This is a genomic window from Nocardia carnea (assembly GCF_029868325.1).
GTDB lineage: Bacteria > Actinomycetota > Actinomycetes > Mycobacteriales > Mycobacteriaceae > Nocardia > Nocardia carnea_C.
Map to the genome: position 1 here is coordinate 1 of NZ_JARWNW010000316.1, position 25228 is coordinate 25228.

25 protein-coding genes and 1 tRNA gene are annotated in these 25228 nt (G+C 64.6%); 11 read left to right on the plus strand and 15 right to left on the minus strand.

Features of this window, described 5'->3' with window-relative positions; all coding sequences use genetic code 11:
- Window positions 1–352: 352 nt before the first annotated feature.
- Window positions 353–769, minus strand: a complete 417-nt coding sequence (locus tag QH196_RS31620) for a MerR family transcriptional regulator (protein WP_280419515.1) — start codon at window positions 767–769, stop codon at window positions 353–355.
- Between the two features lies 1 nt (window position 770).
- Window positions 771–2291: a SulP family inorganic anion transporter gene (locus QH196_RS31625; RefSeq protein WP_280419516.1), complete on the minus strand. Its 1521-nt coding sequence runs from the start codon at window positions 2289–2291 to the stop codon at window positions 771–773.
- Window positions 2292–2867: 576 nt separating this feature from the next.
- Between QH196_RS31625 and QH196_RS31630 the strand changes: the two genes are divergently transcribed.
- Together QH196_RS31630 and QH196_RS31635 are read left to right on the plus strand one after the other, a co-directional pair.
- Window positions 2868–3836: a potassium transporter TrkG gene (locus QH196_RS31630; RefSeq protein WP_348538127.1), complete on the plus strand. Its 969-nt coding sequence runs from the start codon at window positions 2868–2870 to the stop codon at window positions 3834–3836.
- Window positions 3837–3867: 31 nt separating this feature from the next.
- Window positions 3868–4500 (plus strand): potassium channel family protein, encoded by a 633-nt coding sequence (locus tag QH196_RS31635; RefSeq protein ID WP_280419547.1) that lies wholly within the window; start codon window positions 3868–3870, stop codon window positions 4498–4500.
- A 79-nt stretch (window positions 4501–4579) separates the two neighbouring features.
- Here the strand turns inward: QH196_RS31635 and QH196_RS31640 are convergent, their stop codons facing one another.
- On the minus strand, window positions 4580–5284 hold the full coding sequence (locus QH196_RS31640) for a TetR/AcrR family transcriptional regulator (protein WP_280419517.1): 705 nt from the start codon (window positions 5282–5284) through the stop codon (window positions 4580–4582).
- Window positions 5285–5447: 163 nt separating this feature from the next.
- On the opposite strand from QH196_RS31640, the gene QH196_RS31645 reads away from it, so the two are divergent.
- Window positions 5448–6863, plus strand: a complete 1416-nt coding sequence (locus QH196_RS31645; protein WP_280419518.1) for a DUF1254 domain-containing protein — start codon at window positions 5448–5450, stop codon at window positions 6861–6863.
- A 114-nt stretch (window positions 6864–6977) separates the two neighbouring features.
- On the opposite strand, the gene QH196_RS31650 is transcribed toward QH196_RS31645, so the two are convergent.
- The 9 genes from QH196_RS31650 to QH196_RS31690 all read right to left on the minus strand — a co-directional run bounded on the left by QH196_RS31650 (window position 6978) and on the right by QH196_RS31690 (window position 16788).
- Complete coding sequence (locus QH196_RS31650; RefSeq protein ID WP_280419519.1) at window positions 6978–7841, minus strand: alpha/beta fold hydrolase; 864 nt, start codon at window positions 7839–7841, stop codon at window positions 6978–6980.
- 148 nt (window positions 7842–7989) lie between these two features.
- A complete protein-coding gene (locus QH196_RS31655; RefSeq protein ID WP_280419520.1) occupies window positions 7990–8877 on the minus strand; it encodes an acetamidase/formamidase family protein in 888 nt (295 codons plus the stop codon).
- Between the two features lie 104 nt (window positions 8878–8981).
- Window positions 8982–9308, minus strand: coding sequence for a hypothetical protein (locus tag QH196_RS31660; protein ID WP_280419521.1), 327 nt, complete (start codon window positions 9306–9308; stop codon window positions 8982–8984).
- Window positions 9305–10186: a hypothetical protein gene (locus QH196_RS31665; protein ID WP_280419522.1), complete on the minus strand. Its 882-nt coding sequence runs from the start codon at window positions 10184–10186 to the stop codon at window positions 9305–9307. Before QH196_RS31665 ends, QH196_RS31660 begins: the two co-directional genes overlap by 4 nt.
- Before the next feature lie 76 nt (window positions 10187–10262).
- A complete protein-coding gene (locus QH196_RS31670; RefSeq protein WP_280419523.1) occupies window positions 10263–12017 on the minus strand; it encodes a hydantoinase B/oxoprolinase family protein in 1755 nt (584 codons plus the stop codon).
- Window positions 12018–12040: 23 nt separating this feature from the next.
- Window positions 12041–14122 carry a hydantoinase/oxoprolinase family protein gene (locus tag QH196_RS31675; protein ID WP_280419524.1) on the minus strand — a complete coding sequence of 694 codons (2082 nt, stop codon included), beginning with the start codon at window positions 14120–14122 and terminating at the stop codon, window positions 12041–12043.
- A 256-nt stretch (window positions 14123–14378) separates the two neighbouring features.
- Window positions 14379–15146 (minus strand): IclR family transcriptional regulator, encoded by a 768-nt coding sequence (locus QH196_RS31680; protein ID WP_280419525.1) that lies wholly within the window; start codon window positions 15144–15146, stop codon window positions 14379–14381.
- A 391-nt stretch (window positions 15147–15537) separates the two neighbouring features.
- A complete protein-coding gene (locus QH196_RS31685) occupies window positions 15538–15954 on the minus strand; it encodes a nitroreductase family deazaflavin-dependent oxidoreductase (protein WP_280419526.1) in 417 nt (138 codons plus the stop codon).
- A gap of 123 nt (window positions 15955–16077) precedes the next feature.
- Window positions 16078–16788 (minus strand): TetR/AcrR family transcriptional regulator, encoded by a 711-nt coding sequence (locus tag QH196_RS31690; RefSeq protein ID WP_432279585.1) that lies wholly within the window; start codon window positions 16786–16788, stop codon window positions 16078–16080.
- A 182-nt stretch (window positions 16789–16970) separates the two neighbouring features.
- Between QH196_RS31690 and QH196_RS31695 the strand changes: the two genes are divergently transcribed.
- From QH196_RS31695 to QH196_RS31710, 4 genes are read left to right on the plus strand one after another with little or no spacing between them, the layout of a single operon-like run.
- Complete coding sequence (locus tag QH196_RS31695) at window positions 16971–17582, plus strand: TetR/AcrR family transcriptional regulator (protein ID WP_280419527.1); 612 nt, start codon at window positions 16971–16973, stop codon at window positions 17580–17582.
- On the plus strand, window positions 17579–18505 hold the full coding sequence (locus QH196_RS31700; protein ID WP_280419528.1) for an ABC transporter ATP-binding protein: 927 nt from the start codon (window positions 17579–17581) through the stop codon (window positions 18503–18505). The genes QH196_RS31695 and QH196_RS31700 overlap by 4 nt, the downstream gene beginning before the upstream one ends.
- 14 nt (window positions 18506–18519) lie before the next feature.
- Window positions 18520–20082 (plus strand): ABC transporter permease, encoded by a 1563-nt coding sequence (locus QH196_RS31705; RefSeq protein ID WP_280419529.1) that lies wholly within the window; start codon window positions 18520–18522, stop codon window positions 20080–20082.
- 33 nt (window positions 20083–20115) lie between these two features.
- A complete protein-coding gene (locus tag QH196_RS31710; protein ID WP_280419530.1) occupies window positions 20116–21018 on the plus strand; it encodes a carboxymuconolactone decarboxylase family protein in 903 nt (300 codons plus the stop codon).
- A gap of 209 nt (window positions 21019–21227) precedes the next feature.
- Here the strand turns inward: QH196_RS31710 and QH196_RS31715 are convergent, their stop codons facing one another.
- A complete protein-coding gene (locus tag QH196_RS31715; protein WP_280419531.1) occupies window positions 21228–21827 on the minus strand; it encodes a TetR/AcrR family transcriptional regulator in 600 nt (199 codons plus the stop codon).
- 123 nt (window positions 21828–21950) lie between these two features.
- On the opposite strand from QH196_RS31715, the gene QH196_RS31720 reads away from it, so the two are divergent.
- A complete protein-coding gene (locus QH196_RS31720; RefSeq protein ID WP_280419532.1) occupies window positions 21951–22367 on the plus strand; it encodes a DUF4345 domain-containing protein in 417 nt (138 codons plus the stop codon).
- Window positions 22368–22670: 303 nt separating this feature from the next.
- On the plus strand, window positions 22671–23078 hold the full coding sequence (locus QH196_RS31725) for a PRC-barrel domain-containing protein (protein ID WP_280419533.1): 408 nt from the start codon (window positions 22671–22673) through the stop codon (window positions 23076–23078).
- A 49-nt stretch (window positions 23079–23127) separates the two neighbouring features.
- On the opposite strand, the gene QH196_RS31730 is transcribed toward QH196_RS31725, so the two are convergent.
- Window positions 23128–23664, minus strand: coding sequence for a DUF1772 domain-containing protein (locus QH196_RS31730; protein WP_280419534.1), 537 nt, complete (start codon window positions 23662–23664; stop codon window positions 23128–23130).
- Between the two features lie 78 nt (window positions 23665–23742).
- On the opposite strand from QH196_RS31730, the gene QH196_RS31735 reads away from it, so the two are divergent.
- Complete coding sequence (locus QH196_RS31735) at window positions 23743–24219, plus strand: MarR family winged helix-turn-helix transcriptional regulator (protein ID WP_280419535.1); 477 nt, start codon at window positions 23743–23745, stop codon at window positions 24217–24219.
- 478 nt (window positions 24220–24697) lie between these two features.
- Here QH196_RS31735 and QH196_RS31740 read toward each other — a convergent pair.
- A tRNA-Asn gene (locus QH196_RS31740) sits at window positions 24698–24770 on the minus strand.
- A 205-nt stretch (window positions 24771–24975) separates the two neighbouring features.
- On the opposite strand from QH196_RS31740, the gene QH196_RS31745 reads away from it, so the two are divergent.
- Entirely contained in the window at window positions 24976–25224 is a 249-nt protein-coding gene (locus QH196_RS31745; RefSeq protein WP_280419536.1) for a hypothetical protein, read from the plus strand.
- Window positions 25225–25228: the final 4 nt, after the last annotated feature.

A 25228-nucleotide genomic window follows, 5' to 3' on the forward strand; every position in this document is an offset into this window, starting at 1 on the left:
CCGCATCGACCAGCTGCTGCCCACCGAAGAGCAGCGCCGTCGCGTTCAGATCGATCTCCCGCTGCCGGAACACTCTGCGCTGCGCGGGGTCCCAGCCCAGTCCCATCATCAAGAAGTCGATCCGCTCATTGCCGGCGGTAATCAATGGCAGAAAATCCACCGCGCCCCCTTTCATTCCGGCAACCGGGCGCGGTGGCGCCGATCGCGTACGTATTGGTTCGCCCTCACCACTCTATGCGGGCCGGTTTCGCCGACAGTGTGACCACAAGAGCCTGTTTCGTCTCACATCCCCACGGAGAACGCACCCGACCGGATCGCCCGAGCCCTCGCCGAATTCTTCACGACGTAGTACTCAGGGGCGGTGTGCGGCCCCCGCGCCGCGCGCAGTGAGGAGGTCGGTGAATTCCTCGGCGTAGGCGAGCTGGCGGCGCAGCCGCTCGCAGCTGTCCTCGGCTTTTGCCCGGCACTCACTCAGGAATTCGGTTGCGCGGGCACGCTGCTCAGCGGTGGCTGTGGGGTTGTCGAGTGTGTCGAGGGAGTCCAGGAGCTGTTTCATCTCGGCGAGGGTGAAACCGAGTGGTTTCATACGCCGGATCACCAGCAGCCGTGCGATATCGGCGTCGGTGTAGAGGCGGAAACCACCCGCGCTCCGCGCCGACGGTGTCACCAGGCCGGCCTCGTCGTAATGGCGGATCGTCTTGATCGACAATTCGGTGGCCGCGGCGACCTGGCCGATCTGCAGGTGTGCGCGGGTGGTTTCCTGGGTCATCTCAGTGTGCTCCCACGAGGTGTCCGCTGAGGCGGCCGTGGCGTTCTTCGGAGGCTTCGTTGAGCCCGATGATTTCCACGTTCTTACCCTTGGCCTCGTATTTGGTGGTGATCGCGTCCAGGGTCGCCACGGTCGAGGCGTCCCAGATATGGGCTCCGGACATATCGATGATCACATTGTGCGGGTCACCGACGTAGTCGAACTGGTAGATCAGGTCGTTGCTGGAGGCGAAGAACAGCTCCCCCTGGACGCGGTAGACGCGGGTGCCGATATCGCCGTCGGCATCGATATCGGCCTCGTGCACCTTGACGACCTGCGTGAAGTGGGCGACCCGGTGCGCGAAGGCGACCATCGCGGTGAGGACACCGACGACGACGCCGTAGGCGAGGTTGTGGGTGGCGACGGTGACCGCGACCGTGACCACCATGACCAGGGTTTCCGCGATCGGCATCCGCCGCAGCGTGGCGGGTGCGATGGAATGCCAGTCCATGGTCCCCACCGACACCATGATCATCACCGCGACCAGCGCCGCCATCGGGATCAGCGCGACCACATCGCCGAGACCCACGACCAGGATCAGCAGGAACAGCCCGGCCAGGAAGGTCGAGATCCGGGTGCGGGCGCCGGAGACCTTCACGTTGATCATGGTCTGGCCGATCATCGCGCAGCCGCCCATACCGCCGAAGAAGCCGGTGACGATATTGGCCAGCCCCTGGCCCCAGCCCTCCCGGGTCTTGTCGGAGTGCGAATCGGTGATGTCGTCGACCAGTTTGGCGGTCATCAGCGATTCCATCAGCCCGACCAACGCCATCGCCAGCGCGTACGGGGCGATGATGCTCAGCGTTTCCATATTCAGTGGCACGTCCGGGACGAGGAGCGACGGCAGGCTCGACGGCAGCTCGCCCTGGTCGCCGACATTCGGCACGTTCAGCGAGAACACGACGACCGCCGCGGTCAGCAGCACGATCGCGACCAGCGGCGCGGGCACCACCGTGCTCAACTTCGGCAGCAGCACGATGATCAGCAAACCGACGGCGACCATCGGATACACCAGCCACGGGACCCCGAGCAGATGCGGTACCTGCGCCATGAAGATCATGATCGCCAGCGCGTTGACGAACCCGACCATCACACTGCGCGGAACGAACCGCATCAGCTTCGCCACCCCGGCCACACTCAGCACCACCTGAATCACGCCCGCCAGAAGGACGGTCGCAATCAAGTAGTCGAGGCCGTACTCCTTGGCCACCGGTGCGACGACCAGCGCGATCGCCCCGGTCGCCGCGGAGATCATGGCCCGGCGGCCGCCGGTGATCGCGATGGTCACCGCCATGGTGAACGAGGCGAACAGTCCGACGCGCGGATCGACGCCGGCGATAATAGAGAACGAGATCGCCTCCGGGATCAGCGCCAGCGCCACGACCAGGCCGGCCAGCACCTCTGTCCGCAACCGTTTCGGGCTGCGCAAGGCGGCCAGAGCCGAGCCTTCATCGCTCTCGGGTCGATGTGTCGTCGACACCATCGGCACTCCGTTCCATACGTCAGGCGCACGCGGGCGCGACCGGACGAGGCCGGCGCGCGCAGGTGAGGAAGTTCGAGTAGAGGACCGAGTGGGAAACTCGATACGGATCGAATCCGATTCCGCCCGGCCACACTGCCGGAGGTACCGAGATCAGCAATCACTCAGCGAAACCAACAATACCCTCCCGTAAGGGTAGAGTCGCAAGCTCCGGCGCCGAACCGTGTCCGACGTCTCATTTCCACGCGACCCGGTACCGACGTGAGCGGTCGCCGGAATCGGTGCGTGCTACCAGTCCACAGCTCGGGAACAGGGCTGACTTCGGTCGAAAACGGTAGCGAACCACCCAGACGCCCCGGCGGCACGCTGGGCTCGCAGCCTTGCGGTCGCCCCGGCATGCCAGTAGCTTCCGGCGGGTCCACCCGTCAGCGGAGGCGACCGAGGCCGATCCGCCCGGCCGAAGGAAGGGCCCTGAGTACTACACGTACGAGTTCCGGTGCCGTTCACCTCTTTCGTGGCCGCGAGCTTGCGCGCGCGTTCGGCAGCTGGTTGCGGCGACCGCGGCATCCCGCGCGGTTCGTGGTCTTCGGTTTCGGGGCGGCCACCGTGGTGGGCACCTTGCTGTTGATGCTGCCGATCGCGGCGGAGTCCAGAGCAGTCACCGATCCGGTCACGGCATTGTTCACCGCGGTGTCGGCGGTGTGTGTGACGGGCCTGGTAGTCGTGGACACCGAGAGCCATTGGTCGCTGTTCGGCGAGCTGGTGATTCTGGGATTGATCCAGGTCGGGGGCCTCGGGATCATGACCCTGGCCTCCCTGCTCGGTTTGCTGGTGGCGCGGCGGATGGGGTTGCGGATGCAGCTGATCGCGCAGACGGAGACCAAAACGGTGCGGCTCGGCGAGAGCCGGCGGGTGGTCACCGGGGTGATCCGGATGAGCCTGCTGGTGGAGGCGCTGGTGGCCGTCGCACTCGCGGCGCGGTTCATGATCGGCTACGGCGAACGCGGTTGGCATGGGGTTTACCTGGGGGTGTTCCATGCGGTGTCGGCGTACAACAACGCCGGATTCGCGTTGTACCCGGACAGCCTGGTGGGTTACGCCACCGACCCGTGGATCATCGTGCCGATCTCACTGGCACTGGTCATCGGCGGCCTGGGATTCCCGGTGATCTTCGAAGTCGCCCGGTCACTGCGGCGGCAGCGGGTGCGTGGCGATCGATGGCGGCGATGGTCGCTGCACACCCGGATCACGCTGCTCACCTACGCCTTGTTGAGTGTGGTCGGCGTGGTCGCAGTGATCGCGTTCGAGTGGACCAATCCGGGAACCTTGGGGCCGCTGGGTACTGCGCACAAGTTGCTGGTCGGCGGCTTCCACGGGCTCACACCCCGCACCGCGGGCTTCAACTCGCTCGATATGGGGTCCATGCATTCGGCGACCCTGCTGATCAACGATGTGCTGATGTTCATCGGCGGAGGCAGTGCGGGCACGGCCGGCGGGATCAAAGTGACCACGTTCGCGCTGCTGGCGTTCGTGATCATGGTCGGGTAGGGCACCGCGCAAGCAGAGCACCCGCGTCGTGGTGATCGGTCTCGGACGCTTCGGCGGTGCCCTGGCCCGCGAGCTGGTCACCCACGGCTCGGAAGTGCTCGCCATCGATTCCAACCCGGCACCGGTGCAGCAGTACTCCGATGAGCTCACCCATGTCGCGGTCGCCGACACCACGGATATGGAAGCCCTGGAACAGCTGGGGGTCCCTGATTTTCCGCACGCTGTGGTGGGGATCGGCTCCAACATGGAGGCCAGCATCCTGACCACCTCACTGCTGGCCGACTTCCGGATACCGAAGATCTGGGCGAAGGCGACCAGCCGCCGCCACGGCCAGATCCTCGAACGAGTCGGCGCCCACCATATCGTGCTGCCCGAACACGATATGGGTGAGCGAGTGGCTCACCTGGTCACCGGCCGGATGATCGACTACATCGAACTCGACACCGACTACGCCATGGCCAAAACCAGCGCGCCCCGGGCCAGTATCGGCAAAACCCTCACTGCCAGCGGCCTGCGTCGGCATTTCGATATCACCGTGGTCGCCATCAAACACCGCGGCGGCGAATTCACCTACGCCACTGCCGATACCGTGGTCGCGGCGGGCGATGTGCTCATCGTGTCCGGTCGTATCGAAGAAGTCGAACGCTTCGCCGACCTCACCTGAAACACCGCGTCCGCCGAGCGGGCCGCGACGGGCACGGACCGAGCAGCGAAACACGAAGCATCCCTACCACTGTGGGGCGTTATTCGCCGCGTGCGGGACCGATGAGGATATGCCAGGACCAGGACGAGTCGGGAATATCGGTGGCCGACCCCGCGAGCAGGTCGGTGGCGGTATCGGAGACCGGTCCCGTGAGCATGCCGATGGTGGCGTCGATGATGTTGGCGATGAACAGCGCGCTACGCGCCGGATCGGCGTCCGCAGTGGGCTCGAGACCGGCGAGGGCACGGACCACGAGCGTCATGCTGAGTGACAGCCGGGTGCGGACGACCGGCAGAGGCAGGTATGCGAGCTGATCGGCCAGCGCCGCGAACACCGCACGCACGCTGCTCGTGACGGCCGGGTCGGCGCCGGCGAGGGCCTCGACCCACGGGGGCGTCGAGGCGGCGGCGAGGAAACGCACATAGTGGCTACCGGGAGCGGTGGCTGTTTCGGCCAGTGGGCTGATGAGGGCATCGACGAGTTCGGGGATGCCGAGGCGGCGTGTGTCGTATCCCAGATCGGCGAGCATTGCCCAACGCCGACGGTCCACCTGACCGGTGTACTGCTCGAAGATGGCCTGGACCAACCGTTCTTTACTGCCGAAATGGTATTGCGCAGCCACTTTGTTGCGCTGCCCGGCCGCTGCGGTCAGTTCGCGTAGGGACACCCCGTCGATGCCGCGTTCGGCGAACATGCGCATCGCTGTCGCGGCCAGGAGTTGCCGGGTGGAAGAGCTATCTGACACGACGACATCGTAGTGACCGATCCTCATCACCTGCCGCTGCGATGGATTCAGGCGTAATCGGCGATAGCCCACTGCGCGGGAACGGCAATTGACCGACCTCTTAGTTAAGGCGTATGCCTTAACTAAGAGGTGTTCATTTTCCGCGTAGAGGAGATTTTCCAGCATGAGATCACTTCGAGGCCGCAGGGCCATGATCGCCGCCCTCCGCGGGCTGGCCGGCGCCGCCACGGTCGCCGCGCTGGCCACCGTCGCACCTCCTGCCACAGGGGGCGAACCCGGCATCGATTCCCATCGTGAAGCCACAATCCGGGCGGCCTACGACTACGCGTTCCCGCTGTACTTCCTGTCGAAGCTGCGGTGGGAGGCGCTGGAGACCAGTGGCGGGCGCACCAGTACCGAGCTCAATCGGTTCGCGCACTCCCGGTCCGTGGCCGGACCTACGGACAAGTGGGCGAACGCCCCACTGGTCGACGGACTGTATTCGACCGCGTGGATCGACCTCACGCAAGGACCGGTATACATCGACACCCCCGACACCGGGAACCGCTACTACGTACTGACCCTCATCGACTTCTACTCCAACACCTTCTCTTACACCGGCACCCGAGCAACCGGCAACCAGGCCCAGCGCCAACTACTCGTCGGACCGAACTGGAACGGCCGAGCCCCGGCCGGAGTACCGGTAGTACGCGCGACCACCAATGACGTCTACGTCAACCTACGTGTCCAGACGAGCGGACCCGCCGACCAAGCGGCCGCCAATGCCGTCCAGGACGGCTTCGGCATCACCCCCGCACCCGGCGCCACCCCGGGTCCCCCGCTCGCCCGGGTCCGGCCCGGCACCGGACCCGAAAACTATCTCGCCGTGGTCAACCAGATGCTCACCCGCAATCCCCCGCCGGCCCACGATGATTCACTGCTCCAGCAGTACCGCAAGGTCGGTATCTGCGGCGAGAAGTGCAGCTTCGACCAGCTGCCGAAGCCGACGCAGCAAACCTGGCACGACGTGTACCCGAGCCTGGGCAAATACATGGAGCAGTACGCCGCCGCGACCGCACAGGCCAAGAGCTGGTTCGACTACAGCCCACCCGGATCCCTGTTGGGCACCACCGAACAGCGCGACTACGCCCTGCGCGCGCTGGCCATCGGCAGCGGTACCGGCATGCTCGGCCTGCGCCGCGAGGAAGCCAACTACTGGATCACCTTCACCGACGGTGACGGCGAGTACATGACCGGTGACAAGTCGTACACACTGCGGCTGCCGCAGGCCGGAATCCCCTCGGAGGCGTTCTGGTCGGTCTCGCTCTACGAGGTCGGCCAGGACGGCCAGTTCCTGACCCCGAATCCGATCAACCGCTACCACATCTCCAGCGATACCCCGGGAATGGCCTCGGGCCCCGAAGGGGGTGTCGACATCTGGATCCAGTCGGACGAACCACAGGACGCCGACCGGAAGGCCACCTGGCTACCGGCCCCCGCGAACGGCAAGGCATTCATTCTGTTCGCCCGCTCCTACATTCCGGGACCCGAAGTAATTTCCGGTGAATTCCGCATTCCGGCGGTCACCGTGCACGGATGACGAGCCGCGGCAAGGCATTTCGAAGAGCCGAAAAAGAACAGCAGGTCAAACCCTATTGTCCTGGCCTGACCTGCTGTTCTGAGGGAGGGTCGAGACCGAATACCCCATTCGTCGTCAGCGGGCGAGTCGATGCCTGGCCAGGTACTGGCCGACGACCTGGTTGAACTCCTCGGCGTGTTCGACCTGGGACCAGTGGCCGCACCGGCCGAAGATGTACGCGTCGGCATTCGGGATGGTGTGCAGCAACTCCCACGTTCGCGAAACAGGAATGACCTCGTCCTGCGCGCCGTGGATCAACAGCACCGGGACCTGCACCGTGGACAAAGCGGCGAAGTCCAGCGGTAGCGCTTCCCGGTCCCGGTCGCGGGCCGCGACCACCTGGAGGAGGCGATCCGACGCGGTGTCGTTGAGCGCGGCTCGGTAGCGCAGGCCCACCAGTTCGTCGGTGATCAGGGAGGTGTCCACCACGAACTGCTCCAGGGTGCGGCGAATGCCGGCTTCGGATAGTTCGGGCGTGGAATGACCCGCCAGGGCCGCCGTCTTCTTCGCGCCGCCGGTGCCCATCGACACTATTCCCAGCAGGCGCTCGGGAAAGTCGATGGCGAACTGCAGGGCCACCCAGCCGCCGATGGAATTTCCGACGATCCACGTCTTATCGATACCGAGGGCGTCCAGCACGCGCACCACGTGACGGACCCATTCCCGGATACCGTATTCGGTGCCGGGCGCCACGACGGTCTGGCCGTAGCCGATGGAGTCGATTGCGATGCAGCGGCCCTGTTCGGCGATCCGGGGTAAGTTCAGCCACCAGTTGGCGGCAGCGGTGACTCCGGTTCCGGAACCGTGCAGAAACAGGATCGGGGTGCCGGACCCCAGTTCGTGGTAGTGGGTGAGTTCGCGTTCACCGGTCTGCAGCCACTTGTCTTCCAGACCGAAGAAGGCATCGGTCCGGTAGTCGGGAATTTGCAGGGTTGTCATCGAGCTTCCTTTCACGGGATGAGCGGCGATCCGGGCTCACACACGCCGCTGGCGGAATGGGGTCCATCCGTCCTCGGCCGACCCCGATGACATCCCGGTTTGCTGCCGTGGGAAATGCTTCTCCGGGTTTCTGTGCCGGCCGGTCGGTTCAGCGGGTGAGTTTCTCGATCACTGTGTGCACGCCGACGGTGCTGTTGACCATCTGGGTCACGCGGACATCCGCGGCGATGGAGCAGAGGCTGTACGCTTCCTCGGCGTCGAGTCCCTCGTCCACCAGCCAGTTCACCAGGTCATCCACCGCGTCGTGGGCGGCCTCCTCGAGAGTTGCCCCGAAACCGGTGGAGATGAAGTGAAGTGCCGTCTCGACGCGGGGCGTGCGCAGCCGGGCCCCCGGTTCCACCGTGAACCGCAGCCGGACATGATCCATGGCGGTTTCGATGGCGGTCTGGTTCACTTCGCCATCGCCTTGAACCGCGTGGCCGTCGCCGCAGAAGAATCCGGCGCCCTCACGGAAGACCGGCAAGCGGAGACGAGCGCCGACGACCAGTTCGGAGAGGTCCATATTGCCCCCGAAGGCACCGGGTTCCACGGTGCTGCGCGGGCCGTCTTCGGCGGGGGCCACTCCCATGATGCCCAGGAACGGCTTCAGCGGTACGGTCACGTTTCCGCCGAGGGTGGTGGTCATGGATTCGCGGTTCAGGGCGAAGTGGCGGATCATCCCGTCGGGGAAACGGTCGCGCAGGACCCCGCGGCCGCGTGGGTGTGCCACGACGAGGTTGAATCCGTGGGCTGCCGGTAGAAGTTCCAGGACGTCCACCACCAGTGCGTCGCCGGGGCGGGCCCCGCGTACATGGATGGGCCCGGTGATCGAGTGCGGGCCGAGGGCCTCGGGGAACTTCTCGCGCAGGCGCGGGAAGTCCTCGATGGCCGTATCCGGGGTCACCTGGTTTCCCCAGTGACCCCAGGTGGACAGTGTGACCTCGGCACCGGAGTCCACAGTGAGTACCGGCGGCGCGGCCGCGTCGATGATCCCCACTCGGACGGTGTCCGCTCCGGCTGGTAGATGATGGACTTGGTGTGCCCCGGGCTCCGTCGGTGCCGTTCTGGCGGCTGTCGACGGTTGCGCGGCCGAGATCCGGTTCACCGCCGGCTCGCTTCGGGCTCGCCCGGTGCCGGCTCCCGGCGAATCGATGCCAGCAGCATCTGCACCGCGCTGGTAGCGCCGGACTTGTTGTTGGCGAAAAGGATTCGAGCGAACTGCGCCCCCAGGTACGGGTGGAAGCCCATGTCGTAGAGGGCACGGAAGTCCCGCTGTTCGATCGCCGTGCGCTCGGCGGGTGTCAGATCGTATCGGTCGAGGACAGCGGACTGGTTCTCCTCGAAATCCCGGCGCAGATCAGCGTTCCATTTGAGATCCTGCACCAGATCATGGGAAACCAGGGCCCGGTTGATGTTCTCCAGACTCATGACCGCTCCTCCTGGTGGGCCGCAGGTTTCGATGTCATATCCCAGCTGACGGCCCCGATACCGCAGCGCCACTGGTCCCATGCGGTGTATCCGAGTACGTCGCAGAACCGCTCACCGATCGCGCCCATGACCAGGATCCAGCTGAGCAGTTCCTCGGTCCCACCGGTACCGGCCTGCGCCAGGCGATCCGGGGTGACGTCGGCCAGCACCTTGTCGTGATCGCCGTTGGCCAGCAGCCCGAGGAACCACTTGTCGAAGTCTTCGTCGATCCAGAAGTCCCGTACGCCGCCCGGCTCGTGGCTCATGCCGCCGGTGGCGAACAGTCCGACGCGGAGATCGGCCGGCAGATCGTTCTCGATAACGTCCGCCAGCTGTCGCCCGATCTCATAACAGCGGTGCTGGTCCGGAAAAGGGGGAACCGTGACGTTCTGGAGGATGGGGATGATCGCGACGCCGCTGGCTTCGATCTCGGTCTTGACCACCGGAACCGAGATATTGTCGTCGAAATTGAGGTTCTCCCGGGTCGCGGAAACACGTATGCCCCGTCGATTCAGGCCGTTGAAGATCGTCGCCGCGATATCGGGCCGGCCCGGGACGGCGTATTCGCCGCAGCCCAGCCAGTCCTTGAAGAATTCGGCCGGACCGCGATGTTCCGGTGCCATACCGATCAGGAAATCGGGGTACTCGCGAATCCGGTTGTTGGCCATATGGTCGTTGGCCACCATGATGATCACATCGAGGTCGGCTTCGCGAATTTGCTTCGCAATGGATCCGTATGCCGACGACACGACTTTTTGCGACTCTGCCGGAGCCTGGTCGAACATGCCGATCAGTCCCGGAGCGTGGCTGGCAGCCACCGCGAATGCGGTCGTAGCCATGGTGATACTCCTTTGTTGGATACGTTGATTCGTCCGCGTGGGTAACTCGCGCCCGCGCCCTCGAGCGGGACAAATATCAGCGAGTGGCGGCGCGAAGACTCCGGGTTTTGTCCGGGCGGATTTCCAGAGTGTCCGGATCGATGTCCACGCCGTAGATCGTGCGCGCGGCGTCGACGGACACGACACCTTCGCGGACATCACGCAGCACCAGTTCCGCGTCACGCTGATACGGGTCGCCGAACCCACCGCCACCGCTGGAGATGACTTCGAAGACATCGCCCTCGTTGAGCGTGTAGAAGGAATTGGTGCCGATCTCGACGGGCTCGGCCGCACCGCGGGTCAACGTGAGTTTCTGCACGATGCCGGGCCGCCCACCGAGGATTCCCACCGGCGCGGTCTCCGGCATGAATCCGCTGCCGTAGGTGGCACACGCGATATCGCCGGCCTGCACCCGCCACCGGTAACGCACACCCAATCCGCCGCGCCACTGGCCACCGCCCGCGCTGTCGGGAAGATACTCGAGTTCTTCCAGCAGGTAGGGCGTGTCCAGTTCGTGGAGTTCGGGGTCCGGGGTGCGCAGTCCGCCCAGCGTGTTCGCGGGTGACAGATGGTCCCAGCCGTCGAATCCCTCGGTCGCGCCGCTGCCGCCCTTGCCCAGGAAGTGCAGGTCGCCGAACGGACGTCCGGTGCGGGAATTGATTCCCGCGGTAGCGGGAGTGCACCACCGGGCCCAGCCCGCATGGGCGCGGCTCGGTACCGCCCGGGACAGGGCCACCCAGACCGCTGTCGCGATGGCTTCGCAGGTGGGAACCGTACAGGCTGCCACAGGAGCTGGATCGCTGGGATTGACGATCGAGCCCACGGGGGCCACCACGTCGATCGGTTCGATGGCGCCGCTGTTGTAGCGGATATCGGGGTCGATGGATCCGAACAGGGCCAGGTGCGCCGAGGCGACCGTGTTGGCGATCGGACTGTTGATGAAACCTTCGGCCTGCGCGTCACCGGCACTGAAATCGAAGGTGAGTTTCTCGCCGTCGACCTTGATTGTCAGGGCGATCCGGTAAGGCCGGCTCTTGTCGATACCGTCGTTGTCCACCAGGGTTTCGGCACTGTATTCACCGTCGGGTATCCGGCTGATCTCCGCGCGGACCTGGCGTGCGCTGGCCCGCATCAGCTCGTCGGTGGCTTCGCCGAGGGTTGTTGGGCCGTATTTCTCCAGCAGTGCGTGCAATCGGCGTTCGCCGATGGCGGTGGCGCCGATCTGACAGTTCAGAACGCTTTCCACGAGTGAGCGCATGCGTACGTTGCCGAGAATGAGCTCCCATGCATCCTTGCGGAGTGTGCCCCGGTCGATGATGCGGAGCGGAGGGATACGGATGCCCTCGTCCAGCACGTCCCGGGCACCGGGATTGAACCCGACCACGCCGCCGCCGCCGACGTCGGCGTTATGCCCCTTGGTCATTGCCCAGAAGACCAGCTCGCCCTCCCAGAACACCGGCCGGGTGATGGTGATGTCGGGCAGATGAGAGCCGCCGTTGAACGGGTCGTTGTGGATGAAGACGTCGCCGTCGTGCACATCGTCGCCGAAGAAGTCGGCGACAGCGCGTTGCGCGTACGGGGTAGCGCCGCCGATGACGGGAATGTAATGGGTCTGCGCGAGCAGCCGGCAGTCCGCGCTGAAGATGGAGGTGGCGAAATCGCGTGCCTCCACGAAGATCGGCGAACGCGACGTGCGCAGCATCGTCTGGCCGATCTCATGAGTGATGCCGTCGAGGGCGTTGCCGATCACCGCGACGAGGATCGGGTCGGGGGTGGTGCGTGTCTGTGTCATCTGCGGTCGTCCTTTCAGTCCGGTCAGCTGGCCGGTTCGATGACGTAGGTTCCCTGAGCGTCGACCGTCATGGCGTAGCCCTCGATGAGAACGACAGTGGTCGTGGGCTGTTCTACGATGGCCGGGCCGAGGATGCGGTTATCGCGCCGCAAGGCGAGCCCGTCGTAGACATCCACCGGAATTCGGGTGCCCGAGAAGATGGCATCCCGCGTGCCCTTGCAGGCGGGAGAGGGGTCCGGGCCTGCGGAAGGTTCTTCGGCGGGAGCAGGCTTGGTGGTCCGGCCGAGTGCGGTCAGCCGCAGGTTGATCAGCTCTGTGGCCTCTCCGGGCATCGAGTAGCCGTTCAGCGCCTCATGCTTTTCTTCGAAATCGGTGATGAGTTGTTCGAGCGCCGCCGGCTTCAACTCGCCGTCGAACTCCACAGCGACCTCGATTTCGTCGAACTGTCCGATATAGCGCATATCGGCGGTGAAGTTCAGGTCGATCGCGTCGGGCGATACGTTTTCCGAGCGCAGCGTCGTGATCGCTTCGTCCCGCATCTCCCGGTACACCTCGCTGACCCGGCTCAGGTCCAGGGAGTCCATATCGGCGACGAAGGTTCGCGCGTACATATGCTTGAGATCGGTCAGCAAGGTACCGACGGCGCAGAACACCGAAGATTCCCGGGGCACGATAATGCGGCTGATGCCCAGTTCCTGGGCGATCGGTACCGCATGAATCGGTCCCGCACCACCGGCCACGACGAGGGTGAATTCGCGGGGATCGAGTCCGCGCTTGACCGATACCGCGTTGACGGCCTCGGCCATGGTCGCGTTGACCACGCGGTAGATACCTTCGACGGCTTCCGGCACCGACAGCCCCAACGGCCTGGCAACCTTGTCCTCGACAGCCTTGCGGGCAGCTTCGACGTCCAGGGTGAAAGCACCGTCTCCGAACAGGTCCGGGTTGAGGTAGCCCATGAGCAGATCGGCGTCGGTGGTCGTGGGGTTCTCGCCACCGCGGCCGTAGCAGGCGGGACCGGGGGTGGCGGTGGCGCTCTGCGGGCCGACGCGCAGAATACCCCCTGAGTCCACCCACACCAGAGAGCCGCCGCCGGCGCCGACGGTATGAATATCGAGCATCGGCAGCGCCACCCGGTATCCGCCGATTTCACTGTCGCTGGTGAGCAAGGGTTCACCGCCCCGGACCAGCGCCACATCGAAACTGGTCCCGCCCATGTCCACGGTGATGACATCCTCGGAGCCGTGGCGCCGGGCGTACTGCAGGGCAGCCTCCGGCGCGGCCGCCGGACCGGACATCAGTGCGTTGACGGCCATCTCGCTGGCGATCTCGGGTGACATCACACCGCCGTTGGACTGGACGATGAGCAGGGTACCGCCGAAACCCCGGTCGGCCAATTGGCGCTTGATATTGGCCAGGTAATTCTGCAGTTTGGGGCCTACGAAAGCGTTCAAGGCCGTGGTGCTGTGGCGTTCGTAGGCCCGGATCTGCGGCAGCACCTCATGCGACATCGTGACGAAGACACCGGGCAGCTCGGCGCGCAAGATTTCCGCGGTCCGCTGCTCATGGGACGGATCCAGGAACGACCAGAGATACGAGATCGCCACGGCTTCGACGCCCTGGTCCCGGAACAGCCGTGCCGCGGCCTTCACATCTTCCTCGTGCAGCGCCACGAGCTCATTGCCCGCGACATCGATGCGTTCACGCACCGTGGCGACGAGGTCGCGGGGGACCAGCGGAACGGGCGGCGCGTACTTCGAATCGTTCTGCCGGTCGCGGATACCGCGGCGCATATTCAGCAGATCGCGGAATCCGCGCGTGGTTACGAAACCAGTTTTCGCGCCCTGACGGGTCAGCACGGCATTTGTCGCGATCGTTGTCCCATGCACAATTGTGGACACCCCGCCGAGGAATTCCTCCAGCGATTCACCGATGGCATCCGCCGCCTTGGTCAGCCCGTTCAGCAGGCCCTCGGAGGGATCGTGGGGCGTGGTGGGCGACTTGTATATTCGGCCTGCCCCTGTCCCTTCGACCACGAAGAGGTCCGTGAAGGTACCGCCGATATCAATTCCGACGCGGCGACCGGTTGTACTTTTTGCATTCATAATCGAAGCCTCTTCGTGCATTGATCAACGAGAAACGATTCGGCATGAAGAAAGCGCAGCAGCGTTCTTTACCCGAGGCAAATCGGAAGATTCATCGGAGGTTCAGAAGGAATTCTGCTCAGAAGCGCTTTTTCATGACCTGAATGTAACTCGCTTCACAAAGGAGCTGCAACCGGCCCGTTCGGCTGAGCCGAACAACGCAGGCCGCGGACGGCATCACCCGGCGAAATATGCCGTCGAGCAGGCCGGTGTGGTCCTACGGCCGCGGGCCGTCGGCCACCGGAGGTTCCGGGTGGGACAGACGCTGCGCGGCCTCGACTACGGCCAGCGCGTAGCCGGTGCCACGGTCGGACAGGCGGTATTCGAGGAAACTCATGGTCAAGGCCCAGGTCACATCGCCGTCCTCATTGCTGACCGGCGCCGCGACACTGCACATACCCTCCACCGTCTCCTCCACATCGAGGGCATAACCACGCTCACGAACCGCAGCCAGCTCCGACTCCAGTGCCGTCAGGGATCCGATGGAACGTCGCGTGAGACGCGGTAGCCGCTCCTCGCCCGCATACACATTCCGGACTTCGCCGGGCGGGAGATAACTCAGGAGCACCTTCCCGGCCGCGGTACAGTGCGCCGGCAGCCTTTCTCCCACCCGGGTCAGATCGACCTGGACGCCGGTTCTGGGCGAGATCTTCTCCAGATAGACGACCTCGCCGCGATAGCGCGACGCCAACTGCACAGTTTCGTCGTATTTCTCGACGAGTCTGCTCATCTCCACCCGTGCGGGACCGGAGATCTCCGAAGTCATACGCGCCCGCAGCCCCAGCTGGAAGGCCCGCCATCCGAGCCGGTAACGGCCTCGTCCCGTGCGGCGGAGCAGACCCAACTCCGTCATGGTCTGCATGTACTCCCACATCGTGGTTTTCGGCAGATTCAGTTCCCGGCAGATTTCACTGACCGTCCATTCGGGAACATCGGAGGAAAAGAGTGCCAGGATACGCGTGGCTCTTTCCAGACCGTCGATCACAATCGCATCCGCCCGCCGGGCCGTGCCATACCTCGCACAGACAGTCCGCTGCCGGCCGTGACCACCGCCCCTGCCACCGCCGCAGCATCGTGCGAAGCATCCAGTGCTCCCATCACGGGTTCTCTCCATACTGCCGGAGGGTGTTGCCCACGCAACATCACCTCCTATTTGTACACACTGTTGGATACAGTCATCGACCACGACAGCGGCCCGGCGGCGCACCGGAACCGGACCTCAGGATGACACTGATGACCACCCCTCGGGGGGTCCGAGACCAGGTCGGTGACAGCTGCGAGGCGCCGACCGAGCCCAGAGCTATTCTGGTGAATCGGTCCGGCAGTCGGCCGGAACGGTGCACCGCCGGCGCCGGTGGCCCCTGGTCCCCTTATTCTCACGTAAGTCGGATGCGGACCATCGGAAGCCCTGTACCACGGTCGTCGATAGGCGCACCAAGGGTGCTCTCGATCGCCGGTTTCATGGTGGCCCAGGCACGAGGATGCCGGGTGACATAGGCGTGCAGCGAAGCCGCCGACTCATCGGGGTTCAGCACGCTCGCGTGCGCCTCCGCCGGCCGCCGGCCGCCGATCCAGACTCGGACCACGGGGTCGGCACATACATTGCGGAACCACTGGGCACGAGTACCGAAACCGGACACCACCACATACGAATCGGGATCCGGGTGGTCGATGACTTCGAGGATGACGTAGCGGCGGGCGCCGGTTTTCCGTCCGGTGTGTTCGAGCATCAGCATGCGAGAACCGAACAGGAATCCCAGGCGTGCCCGGTACATTCGCACGGGTGCGCGCATGAGCCATCGGATGCGTAGTGCTCGCGATGCTATACCGACCAAGGCGTCGGCGACCGGAGCCGGAAGAGCCGTAGAGACAGACATGGGTACCTCACTCGTGGTGGTGTGGGCGGATCGGGCCGTTCACCGGGCATCCTCTACGGCACCACCTCCCAACCCCGACCGGTAGATGGACAACACCTCGGCACCCCAGCGCCGCATTCCCTGCTCCGTCGCAAGATCGACACCGACAACGGCGCCGATATGCGGACGCAGCATCAACACCGCGAGATCGTTGACCAGAAGAAACGCGGCACGAACGGCCGGATCAACGCCTGGGTCGGCGACCCCTTTCTCGGCCATTTCCGCCAGCACGTCGCAGCTGACCGTGTACAGGCGCCGGAACAGCGCTGAACCGGCGGGCCCGCCTTCCAGCAGCATGCGCCCGAGATAGGCGGGGACCGGCGAATCGGGTGGTAGCCGACCGATGATCTGCGCCGCCAGCGCCGGGACCGCCCCGGATGCGAACGGACCGACCTCATCGGCGAGCACCGTCTGTTGAAGCAGGGACTCGAACACGCCTGCCACGTAATCGTCCACCGCAGCACGCAGACCGGCCTTCGCCCCATAGTGCCGGATCACCAGCGCCGGAGAAACATCCGCAGCCGACGCGACCGCCCGGACAGTCACCGCATCGGCGCCATGGTCGGCGAACAGCCGCAACGCCTCGTCCCTGATCCTGGCTCGGGCGGTGCGATCATCTTGTGAACGCATGTTCACTACAGTAAACGTTTGTTCACTTTTATACAACGCGGGCGCTACCTCGGCCCGAACTCCGATCCAGAAGCTACCCACCCTCGCAACACCGGCTCCACCACCCACGGACCGACCCGAACCACCCCGCTACGACCAAGGCCTACCGCGCCAAATTAATTTACAGTACTGTATCTGTATTCAAATATTGACGAAAGGGCGGTGCGATGACGAATGTTCCGGTGTCCCTTTCGGTGTGCGGCAACTGCCTGTGGAGGGTGACCATGACCAGGACTGTTCGTACCCGCGGCCGGCCGCGCAGCACCGAAGCCGACGACGCCATCCTCGAGGCGGCGGTGGAGCTGCTCATCGAGCGCGGGGTCGAGGCGACCAGCATCGAGCGAGTCGCGAACCGGGCCGGTGTCACCCGGCCCACGATCTACCGGCGCTACACCGACAAGACCACGCTGCTCATCGCGGCGATCCATCACGCCTACCCCGCACCGCCGGACCAGTTGCCCGAGCCTCGCGATACCGAGGAAATGCTTGCCTGGTGGGCTCAGGGGCTCAGTGGCGACACCGGCGACCGGACGGCCGGACGCACGCGACAGCTGCTCCGGCGACTGATGATCTCCCTGCACGATCATCCCGAACTCGAGGAAGCCTTCACCGAAGCCAGCATCGAGCCCCGCAACCGATGGATCCGGGCAGTGCTCGCTCGTGACCGCGAACGCGGGCGGTTTCCTGCGGATACGGATCTGGAAATCGTCCAGGAGATCCTCACCGGCGCCGTCACCACTCACCTGCTGACCCGACCGGACGACAGCAGTCCGCAGGAGATCGAGGAATTTCTGCTCGCCGTACTGCGAGTAACCCGTTACCGGAAGGAATCATGACCACTACCGCGATCGAGATCAGCGGGCTCGTCAAGACATTCGGAACCACGCGAGCTCTCGATGCGCTCGAACTCGGTGTCCGTACCGGAGAGACCCACGGCTTCCTCGGCCCGAACGGCGCAGGAAAGTCCACCACCATGCGAATACTGCTCGGTCTGTTGAAGGCCGACGCCGGCCGGGCCGTGCTACTGGGGCGCGACCCTTGGGCCGACGCCGAAAAAATTCACCATCGGCTGGCGTACGTACCCGGCGACGTCGAACTCTGGCCGAACCTGACCGGCGGCCAGACCATCGATATCCTGGGGCGGCTACGTGGTAGTCAGCTATCCAGTTCATTCGTGAAACGGCGTAACGAGCTCATCGAACGGTTCGAACTCGACCCCAGCAAACGGGGCCGCAGCTATTCCAAGGGCAACCGCCAGAAGGTCGCGCTGATCGCGGCCCTGGCCTCCGATGCCGAACTGCTGCTGCTCGACGAGCCGACCTCTGGACTGGACCCGCTGATGGAGGCGGTGTTCCAAGACATCATCCGCGAGGTGAAAGCGACCGGTCGCACGGTCCTGCTTTCCAGCCACATCCTCGCTCAGGTGGAGAATCTCGCCGACCGGATCAGCATCATCCGGCAAGGCGTGACCGTGGAGACCGGAACTCTGACCGAGCTACGACACCTCACTCGCACAACCATCGAAGCGAGAACCGTGGGTGCTGTGACAGCTCTCGATCATGTGCCGGGCATCCACGAACTGGGGCGCGAAGATCTCCGCGACGAGTGCGCTGTGCGCTTCGCCGTCGATGCCGAGCACCTGGACAGTGCCCTGAAACACCTCAGCCGATTCCATGTCCGGTCGTTGACCGTACGCCCGCCGACGCTAGAGGAATTGATGCTCCGTCACTACGAGACGGTGAACGGGGCCACAGCATGATCGGCTTGGGCCGCATGATAGAGCTGATCCTGCGGCGCGAACGAGTCAAGCTGCCTATCTGGGTCGCGGTCATCACCTTGTTCGTGCCCTATTTCTTCACCGTCCTCGACACGTTCTTCACGACCATGTCGCCCGACCAGATAGAGCTGTTCGGTCACCACCCTCTGATGAAGATGTTCGGAGGCCCCGGTTACGGCCTCGACCAGATGACCGTCGAGCGTTTCTTCATCGCCGGATACGGGCCCGAGTTCCTGCTCGGCGCCGCGCTGATGAACATGCTGCTCATCATCCGGCACACTCGTGCCGAGGAACAGACCGGACGCGCCGAACTGATCCGCGCAACCGTCGTGGCCCGGCACGCCGGGCTCACCGCAGCACTCCTCGTCGCACTACTCACCGACACCGTCCTCGCGCTCCTGCTCGCCGCCGCGGCCACGGGCATGGGACTGCCGTTCGCGAGCGCACTCCTGTTCGGCGTCGGCGTCGGCGCCACCGGCCTTGTTTTTGCGGGGATCGCGGCAATAACAGCGCAGGTCACCGAGCACTCAAGGGCTGCAGGCGGACTAGCGGCCGCAGCATTGGGCATCGCCTGGATCATCCGCGCCATCGGCGATCTGATCGGTGAGCACGGAAGCCCGTTGTCGTGGTTCTCCCCCTTGGCGTGGCCGCAGCAGACCCGCGTACTCGTGAATGAGCGGTGGTGGCCGCTCATCCTGTCAGCAGCATGCGCCGCCGCCATGGTCGCAGTCGCTTACGCATTGGCCGCCCGCAGGGATTTCGGAGCTGGGGTGGTCAGGCCACGTCCCGGCCCCACCACCGCGCCACACTGGCTCGGGTCACCGCTGACACTGGCCTGGCAACTACGACGGACCGAGATGCTGCGTTGGGCAATTCCACTTCTCGTGGCCGGGCTGGTCTTCGGCGGCCTCGCCGGCCCCATGGACGATGCGCTGACCGCGCTGCCGGAACAACTCGTCCCTGGGGGAGAGTCCGCCGAAGTACTCGACGCTTACTTCGCGCTCATGGTCGTTGGGTTTTCCTTCATCGTCGGCATCTACACCGTGCTCTCCATACACAGCCTGCGCACAGACGAAAACCGCGGTCTGCTCGACCCCGTACTGGCCACTGCGACCACCCGCAGCCAGTGGGTACGAGCCCACTTGATGATCTCTGCGATCGCCGGTGTCGCGTTTCTCACCCTCGTCGGCGTCGCGGGCGGGGCAGCCGCCGCACTGACCACCGGCGATGCCTCCCTCATCGGAATGGTGACCCTCGACCACCTCGTCCGCGCTCCCGAGGTGCTGGCCCTACTCACCATAGCTGCCGCGCTGTACGGGATGTCTCCGCGCACCCTTCCGATCTCCTGGCTAGTACTGCTCTACGGCGTAATCATGCGGTGGTTCACCCCGCGTACCGGATGGCCGAGCTGGCTGGCCGACCTGTCACCGTTCCAGCACATTCCCCGCATGCCGTTGGAGAGCTTCGCTGCCTTGCCGGTAGTTGCCCTGATCGTGTTGGCGTTCACACTGGCCGCGCTGGGCCTGTACACCATCCGCCGCCGTGATATTCGGCCCTGAATCGACTATTTCGACCAACGAAAAGGAAATCACATGCCACAGGCAAAGAGCCCGCGAATCACCCCGATGCCCCTCGACGAAATGCCTGATGATCAGCGTCGCCTCGCCCGCCTCGGCGCGGATACCGTTGTCCAGGTGTTGGCGCACAACCCCGGCCTGATGACGGTGTTCCAGCAGTTCGGCGGCTTCCTGCTGGCCCAGGGAAGCCTCGATCCACGCATCCGGGAACTGGCGATCCTGCGCGTAGCGCTGCGCTGCGACGCGCCCTACGAATGGGCCAACCACGTTCCCGCCGCCATCGGCGCAGGGGCCACCGTGGCGGAGATCGACGCGCTGTCCGACCCCGAGGCCAGTTGGGGCACAACGGACAGAGCCGTGCTGCATGCCGTCGACGAATTGTGTACCGACACCTTCATTTCCGACGAAACCTGGGCGCAACTGGCAGCCACCCGTGACGACCCGCAGATCATCGAGCTGATATTTCTCATCGGCTTCTACCAGCTGATGGCGGGCTTTCTCAATTCCGCCGGGGTACCGGTGAAGCCGGGTCAGCCCGCGCTCGGCGAGCACGGCGGAGTGAACACAGACGATCCGAGACCGGTCGTTGCCCCGCGCGTAAGCAGTGGGAGGACCGCAGTCGCAGGCAGCTGGAACCTCACCATGACCCATCCGGCCGGAAGTAAACTCATGGTGTTCACACTGGAGACCGCCGACAACGGCGTCTCCGGAACGGTTTTCGACCCACAGCTCGACATCACCGTCCCCATCACGAGCGGCACGGTCGAAGGACAGCACGTCACCATCACCTGCGAGTTGACCGAGCCGGTAAAGTTCGACGTCAGCGCCGAGGGCACGGTCGACGGCGACGTCTTCACCGGCACTGTCACCATCAGTGCCGGTGGCACATTCCCGCTCACCGGCACCCGCGTGGTGTAGTCCACCCGGCCAGGCGCGCAATAGCTTGCGCCGGCATGCGCGCCTGTACGAAGCCTACTCTGCTCACTGTCACGATGGGCTCAGCCCTATCGGGGGAGAAGATCTCGTGATCGCCACAGTCCATGGGGACCTCATCAGCCCCACGTCTCGGCAAATCGCCGAGGGCCGCCAACGGCGCCTCGGCCGCCGGAAGCACGGCGCAGGTGTGATCAGGCGGTGTTCGAATCCTCCTGCGCGATCAGTGGTTCGAGCGCACCGAGCAGGGCGGCGATACAGATTTCGCGCAACTCCGCGCGCGGGCATGGTCGCGTATCCAGCCAGTCGATCGTGACGATCCGCACAAAGGTCAACCAACCCATGAGTATTGATGAGGCCAGTGTCCGGCGGACACCGGTGAGCCCGATAGCGTCGAGTATTCGCTGACGCAGTTCGCTCAGTTCTTCCGCGATGATCGCCTGGATGGCAGGGTCGCCGGCCAACGTCCGGTTGGCGGTGATCACCGCATGCGAGTTGGCTTCGAAGTAATCGAAGTGTGCGTCCAATCCGGCTGCGAGTTGCCCTGCAAGAGGTTGTCCCGGCGTCAGCACTGTATGTCCCAGCAGGTGTTCGGCTGCTTGTCGATAGACCGCGGCGAACAGTTCCCGCTTACCGGGAAAGTGCCGGTACAGCAGTGCTCGGGAGACGCCTGCCGCGGTCGCGACGTCCTCCATGAGGACATCGTCGTAGGCGCGCTCGGCGAACAGTCGCGCACCGGCTTCCACCAGCAGTGTGCGGCGTTCTTCGGGGGCGAGCCGACGGCGGGCGGTCATTTCGCACAGCTTAGTTGACGTGTGTCCACCAGCGGGCCTATGGTCTTATTAGACAAATGTCTACTAAGTTCGCGGGAGCAGATGGCGAGGTCCTCGTGCCCGCGCCCCGGAGGAGGTCCGCACATGCAGAAAACATTGCGATGGCTGTGTTGGGCCATGGGTGTAGCCTGCGTCCTCATCGGCTTGGAGCATCTGATCATCGGCCCACAGGCCGTTCCGGACACCGGCGACCTCACCGCCACCGATGACAGCCAGAACCGTTTCTTCAGCGCGATATTCGCCGGCTATGGGCTCGCCTGGGTGTGGGCGGCCCGACAGTCCCCGATCCCCCGTGAGGTGGTCCGCCTCCTCGCCGCTGTCTTCTTTGCCGGTGGGCTTGCCCGGCTCCTGTCGGTGGCCCTGCACGGTTGGCCGCACTGGTTCGTCATCGCCCTCACTATCGTCGAATTTGCTCTTCCACCGGTATTTTTCTCGTTGACCCGAGAGGCGGACGACCGAGCCCGGGCGCTTCCTGGTGGTGGGTCCGCGGCCCCGCGCTGATCTCCCGACCGGAGATTTCGAGGACCAGGTCGTGGTCGCCACCCTCCGGAGGTGTGACTTGGAAGCGCGGCCAGGATGACCGTGTGTTTCGCTTCCGGACGCTGCCGCTGCTGCTGTCCACCACATCCGCACCGATAGACCGGCTGTTCCTCGCGGGTTCTTCGGCCCATCGCAACCGGCCACGACCGACTCACCGGGGGTTTTCGATCGCTCTCACTGGGCACACGCGTCGTGAACTCGGGCGGCCCGGCATCGAGGCAGCACCGGAACCGACTCGACCGACCGATGAGGAAAGGAGAAAGTATGGCAGCCCCGCAGCCGACCCTGATCGAACTCGGCGATACCGACCTGCGGCTGGAAAATCCCCTCGAGGATATCCGCCACCGCACCGTGCACGATCGGGTGGGCGAGAAAATCGGCGAAGTCGAAGGTTTGATCATAGACGAAGGTGAACGCAAGGTGCGGTTCCTCCGCATCGGATCCGGAGGTTTCCTCGGCCTCGGCCGCACCGAACGCCTGGTTCCGGTCGATGCCATCACCCGCATCGGCGCAACCGACGTGCACATCGATCGAACCCGGGAACATGTTGCCGGCAGCTCACCCTATGACCCGGCGATCGTGGATAGGGTCGAGTTCTACCGTGACCTTTACAACCACTACGGCATTCAGCCGTTCTGGACTCCCGGTTACGTGTACCCGCCGATCTGGTGAACTCGACCAAGGCGCGTTCCGCGACCAGCCGTCCGTGCGATAAGACCGTTTAGCGGTGCTCGCTTATGGCCGTACGCCTGCTGGTACTGAAGGCCGTGGCCCGGGTGACGGTGCCCGAGAGTGAAAGCGCCCGCAACCCGCACAGCCACCCGATTCCGCCGAGCACCATGCGTGGATAGTTCAGCGTGGTCCAGGTGTCGATGAACGACTCCACCCGGTCAGGAGCCCAGTCGTCGCCCCCAGCTTGGAAGATCAGCATTTGGGTGGCGAAATAGCCGTAGGTCGACAGCGAGTAGGCGGCCATGATGCCCGCCGACGCCAGCCACCAGCGGCGGAAGGTAACAGGGGTCCGCCACGCCAGATACAGGTTGATCAGCGACAACAGCGCGACGACCGGAGAGACGAACGGCCAGAACGCACGGCCGGCCTGATGGAAGCCGGATTCGTTCATGGCGTCGAGTACCTGATCCGGGGGCGCGTCGGCCCACAGCGGGATCACGCCGAGTTTCTCGTACCAGCCCGCCCCGAACTGGATTCCGACGAATACCACCAGCAGCCACAAAGGGATGGCGCGTTTCACGGTCATTGCCCTGACCTCCTCGCAGTCTGTACTCTCGTTTCGAGAGTATCTCTATTTTAGAGATAATAGGAAGGAGCGTCGCGTATGACATCAGGGAAGCCCCGGAGTGAGACCCTGAACTCGCTACAGCTCGCGCTGCGTTTGCAGGCGACGCGGACCGTGCTGTTCCACTCGGCCGTCGCGCACCGTGCCGGTATCGCTGTCACCGACCTGAGCTGCCTGAACCTGCTCAGCATGGACGGCCCACAGACTCCGGGAGAGCTCGCACAGCACGTCGGCATCACCCGCGGCGGGGCCGTGACCGCCATGATCGATCGCCTCGAGCGGTCCGGGTACGTCGCACGCCGGCGTGATCCGGACGATCGACGGAGGGTCCTCGTCGAGATCACCGCCAAGGCCGCACAACAAGTTTCGCCTCTATTCGCCGGGCTCGGGCGAGCGATAGAAGAGCAGCTCGAAGGCCGCGACGCCGAATCGCTGGCGGTTCTCCTCGATTTCGTCACCACGTCGACGGACGCGCTGACTCGTGCGACCGACTCATTGCGCGGCTTTTCCGCTTGAAGCAACCCGCTGTCGCGCAGTCGCACCGACCGTCCTCGGCGATGATTCGGCCGCGCCTACCATCGAATTCTCGCCGGCGAGCACAGATCAAGGCGTAAGGCAGGTCCGGATATCAGCGTCATCTGCCCGGGATAAGGGCGCAGGATCTGTCGACGTGCACGGAGCTTCGCGCCGACGCCCGGCACTGCTCGTCGACCCGCAGGCTCCATACCCGCAGGCTCCATAGCGGAAACACCCAGGGGTATCGGGATAGTTCATGGCCCAGGCCACGGCCCGAGTGGGAGGCGGTCGGAATCTCGCTGACCGTTCGCCGCCTGATCTCGAACCGATCCCCAAGTAGCACGACCCCGCGAAGAATGGTCGCCACGTCGTTCGACTGAATGGAATTTCGGCGCGCAAACTCTGGTGTATTTTTGGTGATCGACCTGAGAAGAACAGTAGGCCAAACCCAACTACCGGGCCTGACCTGCTATTTCTGCTCCCCCAACTGGACTCGAACCAGTAACCTGCCGATTAACAGTCGGCTGCTCTGCCAATTGAGCTATAGGGGATTGCTCGGTGGTCCGCCCGTACCGGGCTGACCGAGGTGAAACTTTAGCGTATGGGTGGGTGTGGGCCCAAATCGCGGGGTCGAGCTCACAGAACGCGGGGAAAGTGGGTGCGAGCGGGGCGGCTGCGGTGGAGTCGGATCGACAGGTGTCGGTGCGGTCGGGCAGGATGGGGCAGCACGGACTACTGGGAGGAGCTCGACCCAAGATGCTGCGGTTGATCATCGGTATCGCTGCCGGTTATGTGCTGGGCAGTAAGGCCGGGCGGGCGCGCTATGAGCAGATCAGTGCCAGTGCGCGGGCCGTCGCGGGGAGCCCGGTGACCCGCAAGCTGGTGAACGTGAGCCGGCAGAAGCTATCGGAGAAGTTGAGCACCCAACCCAAGCTCGAACCCATGGAACCGCTGGACGAGCGCACCACGGTGATGGTGCCGCACGACCAGTTGCGCCGGCGTTAGAGCA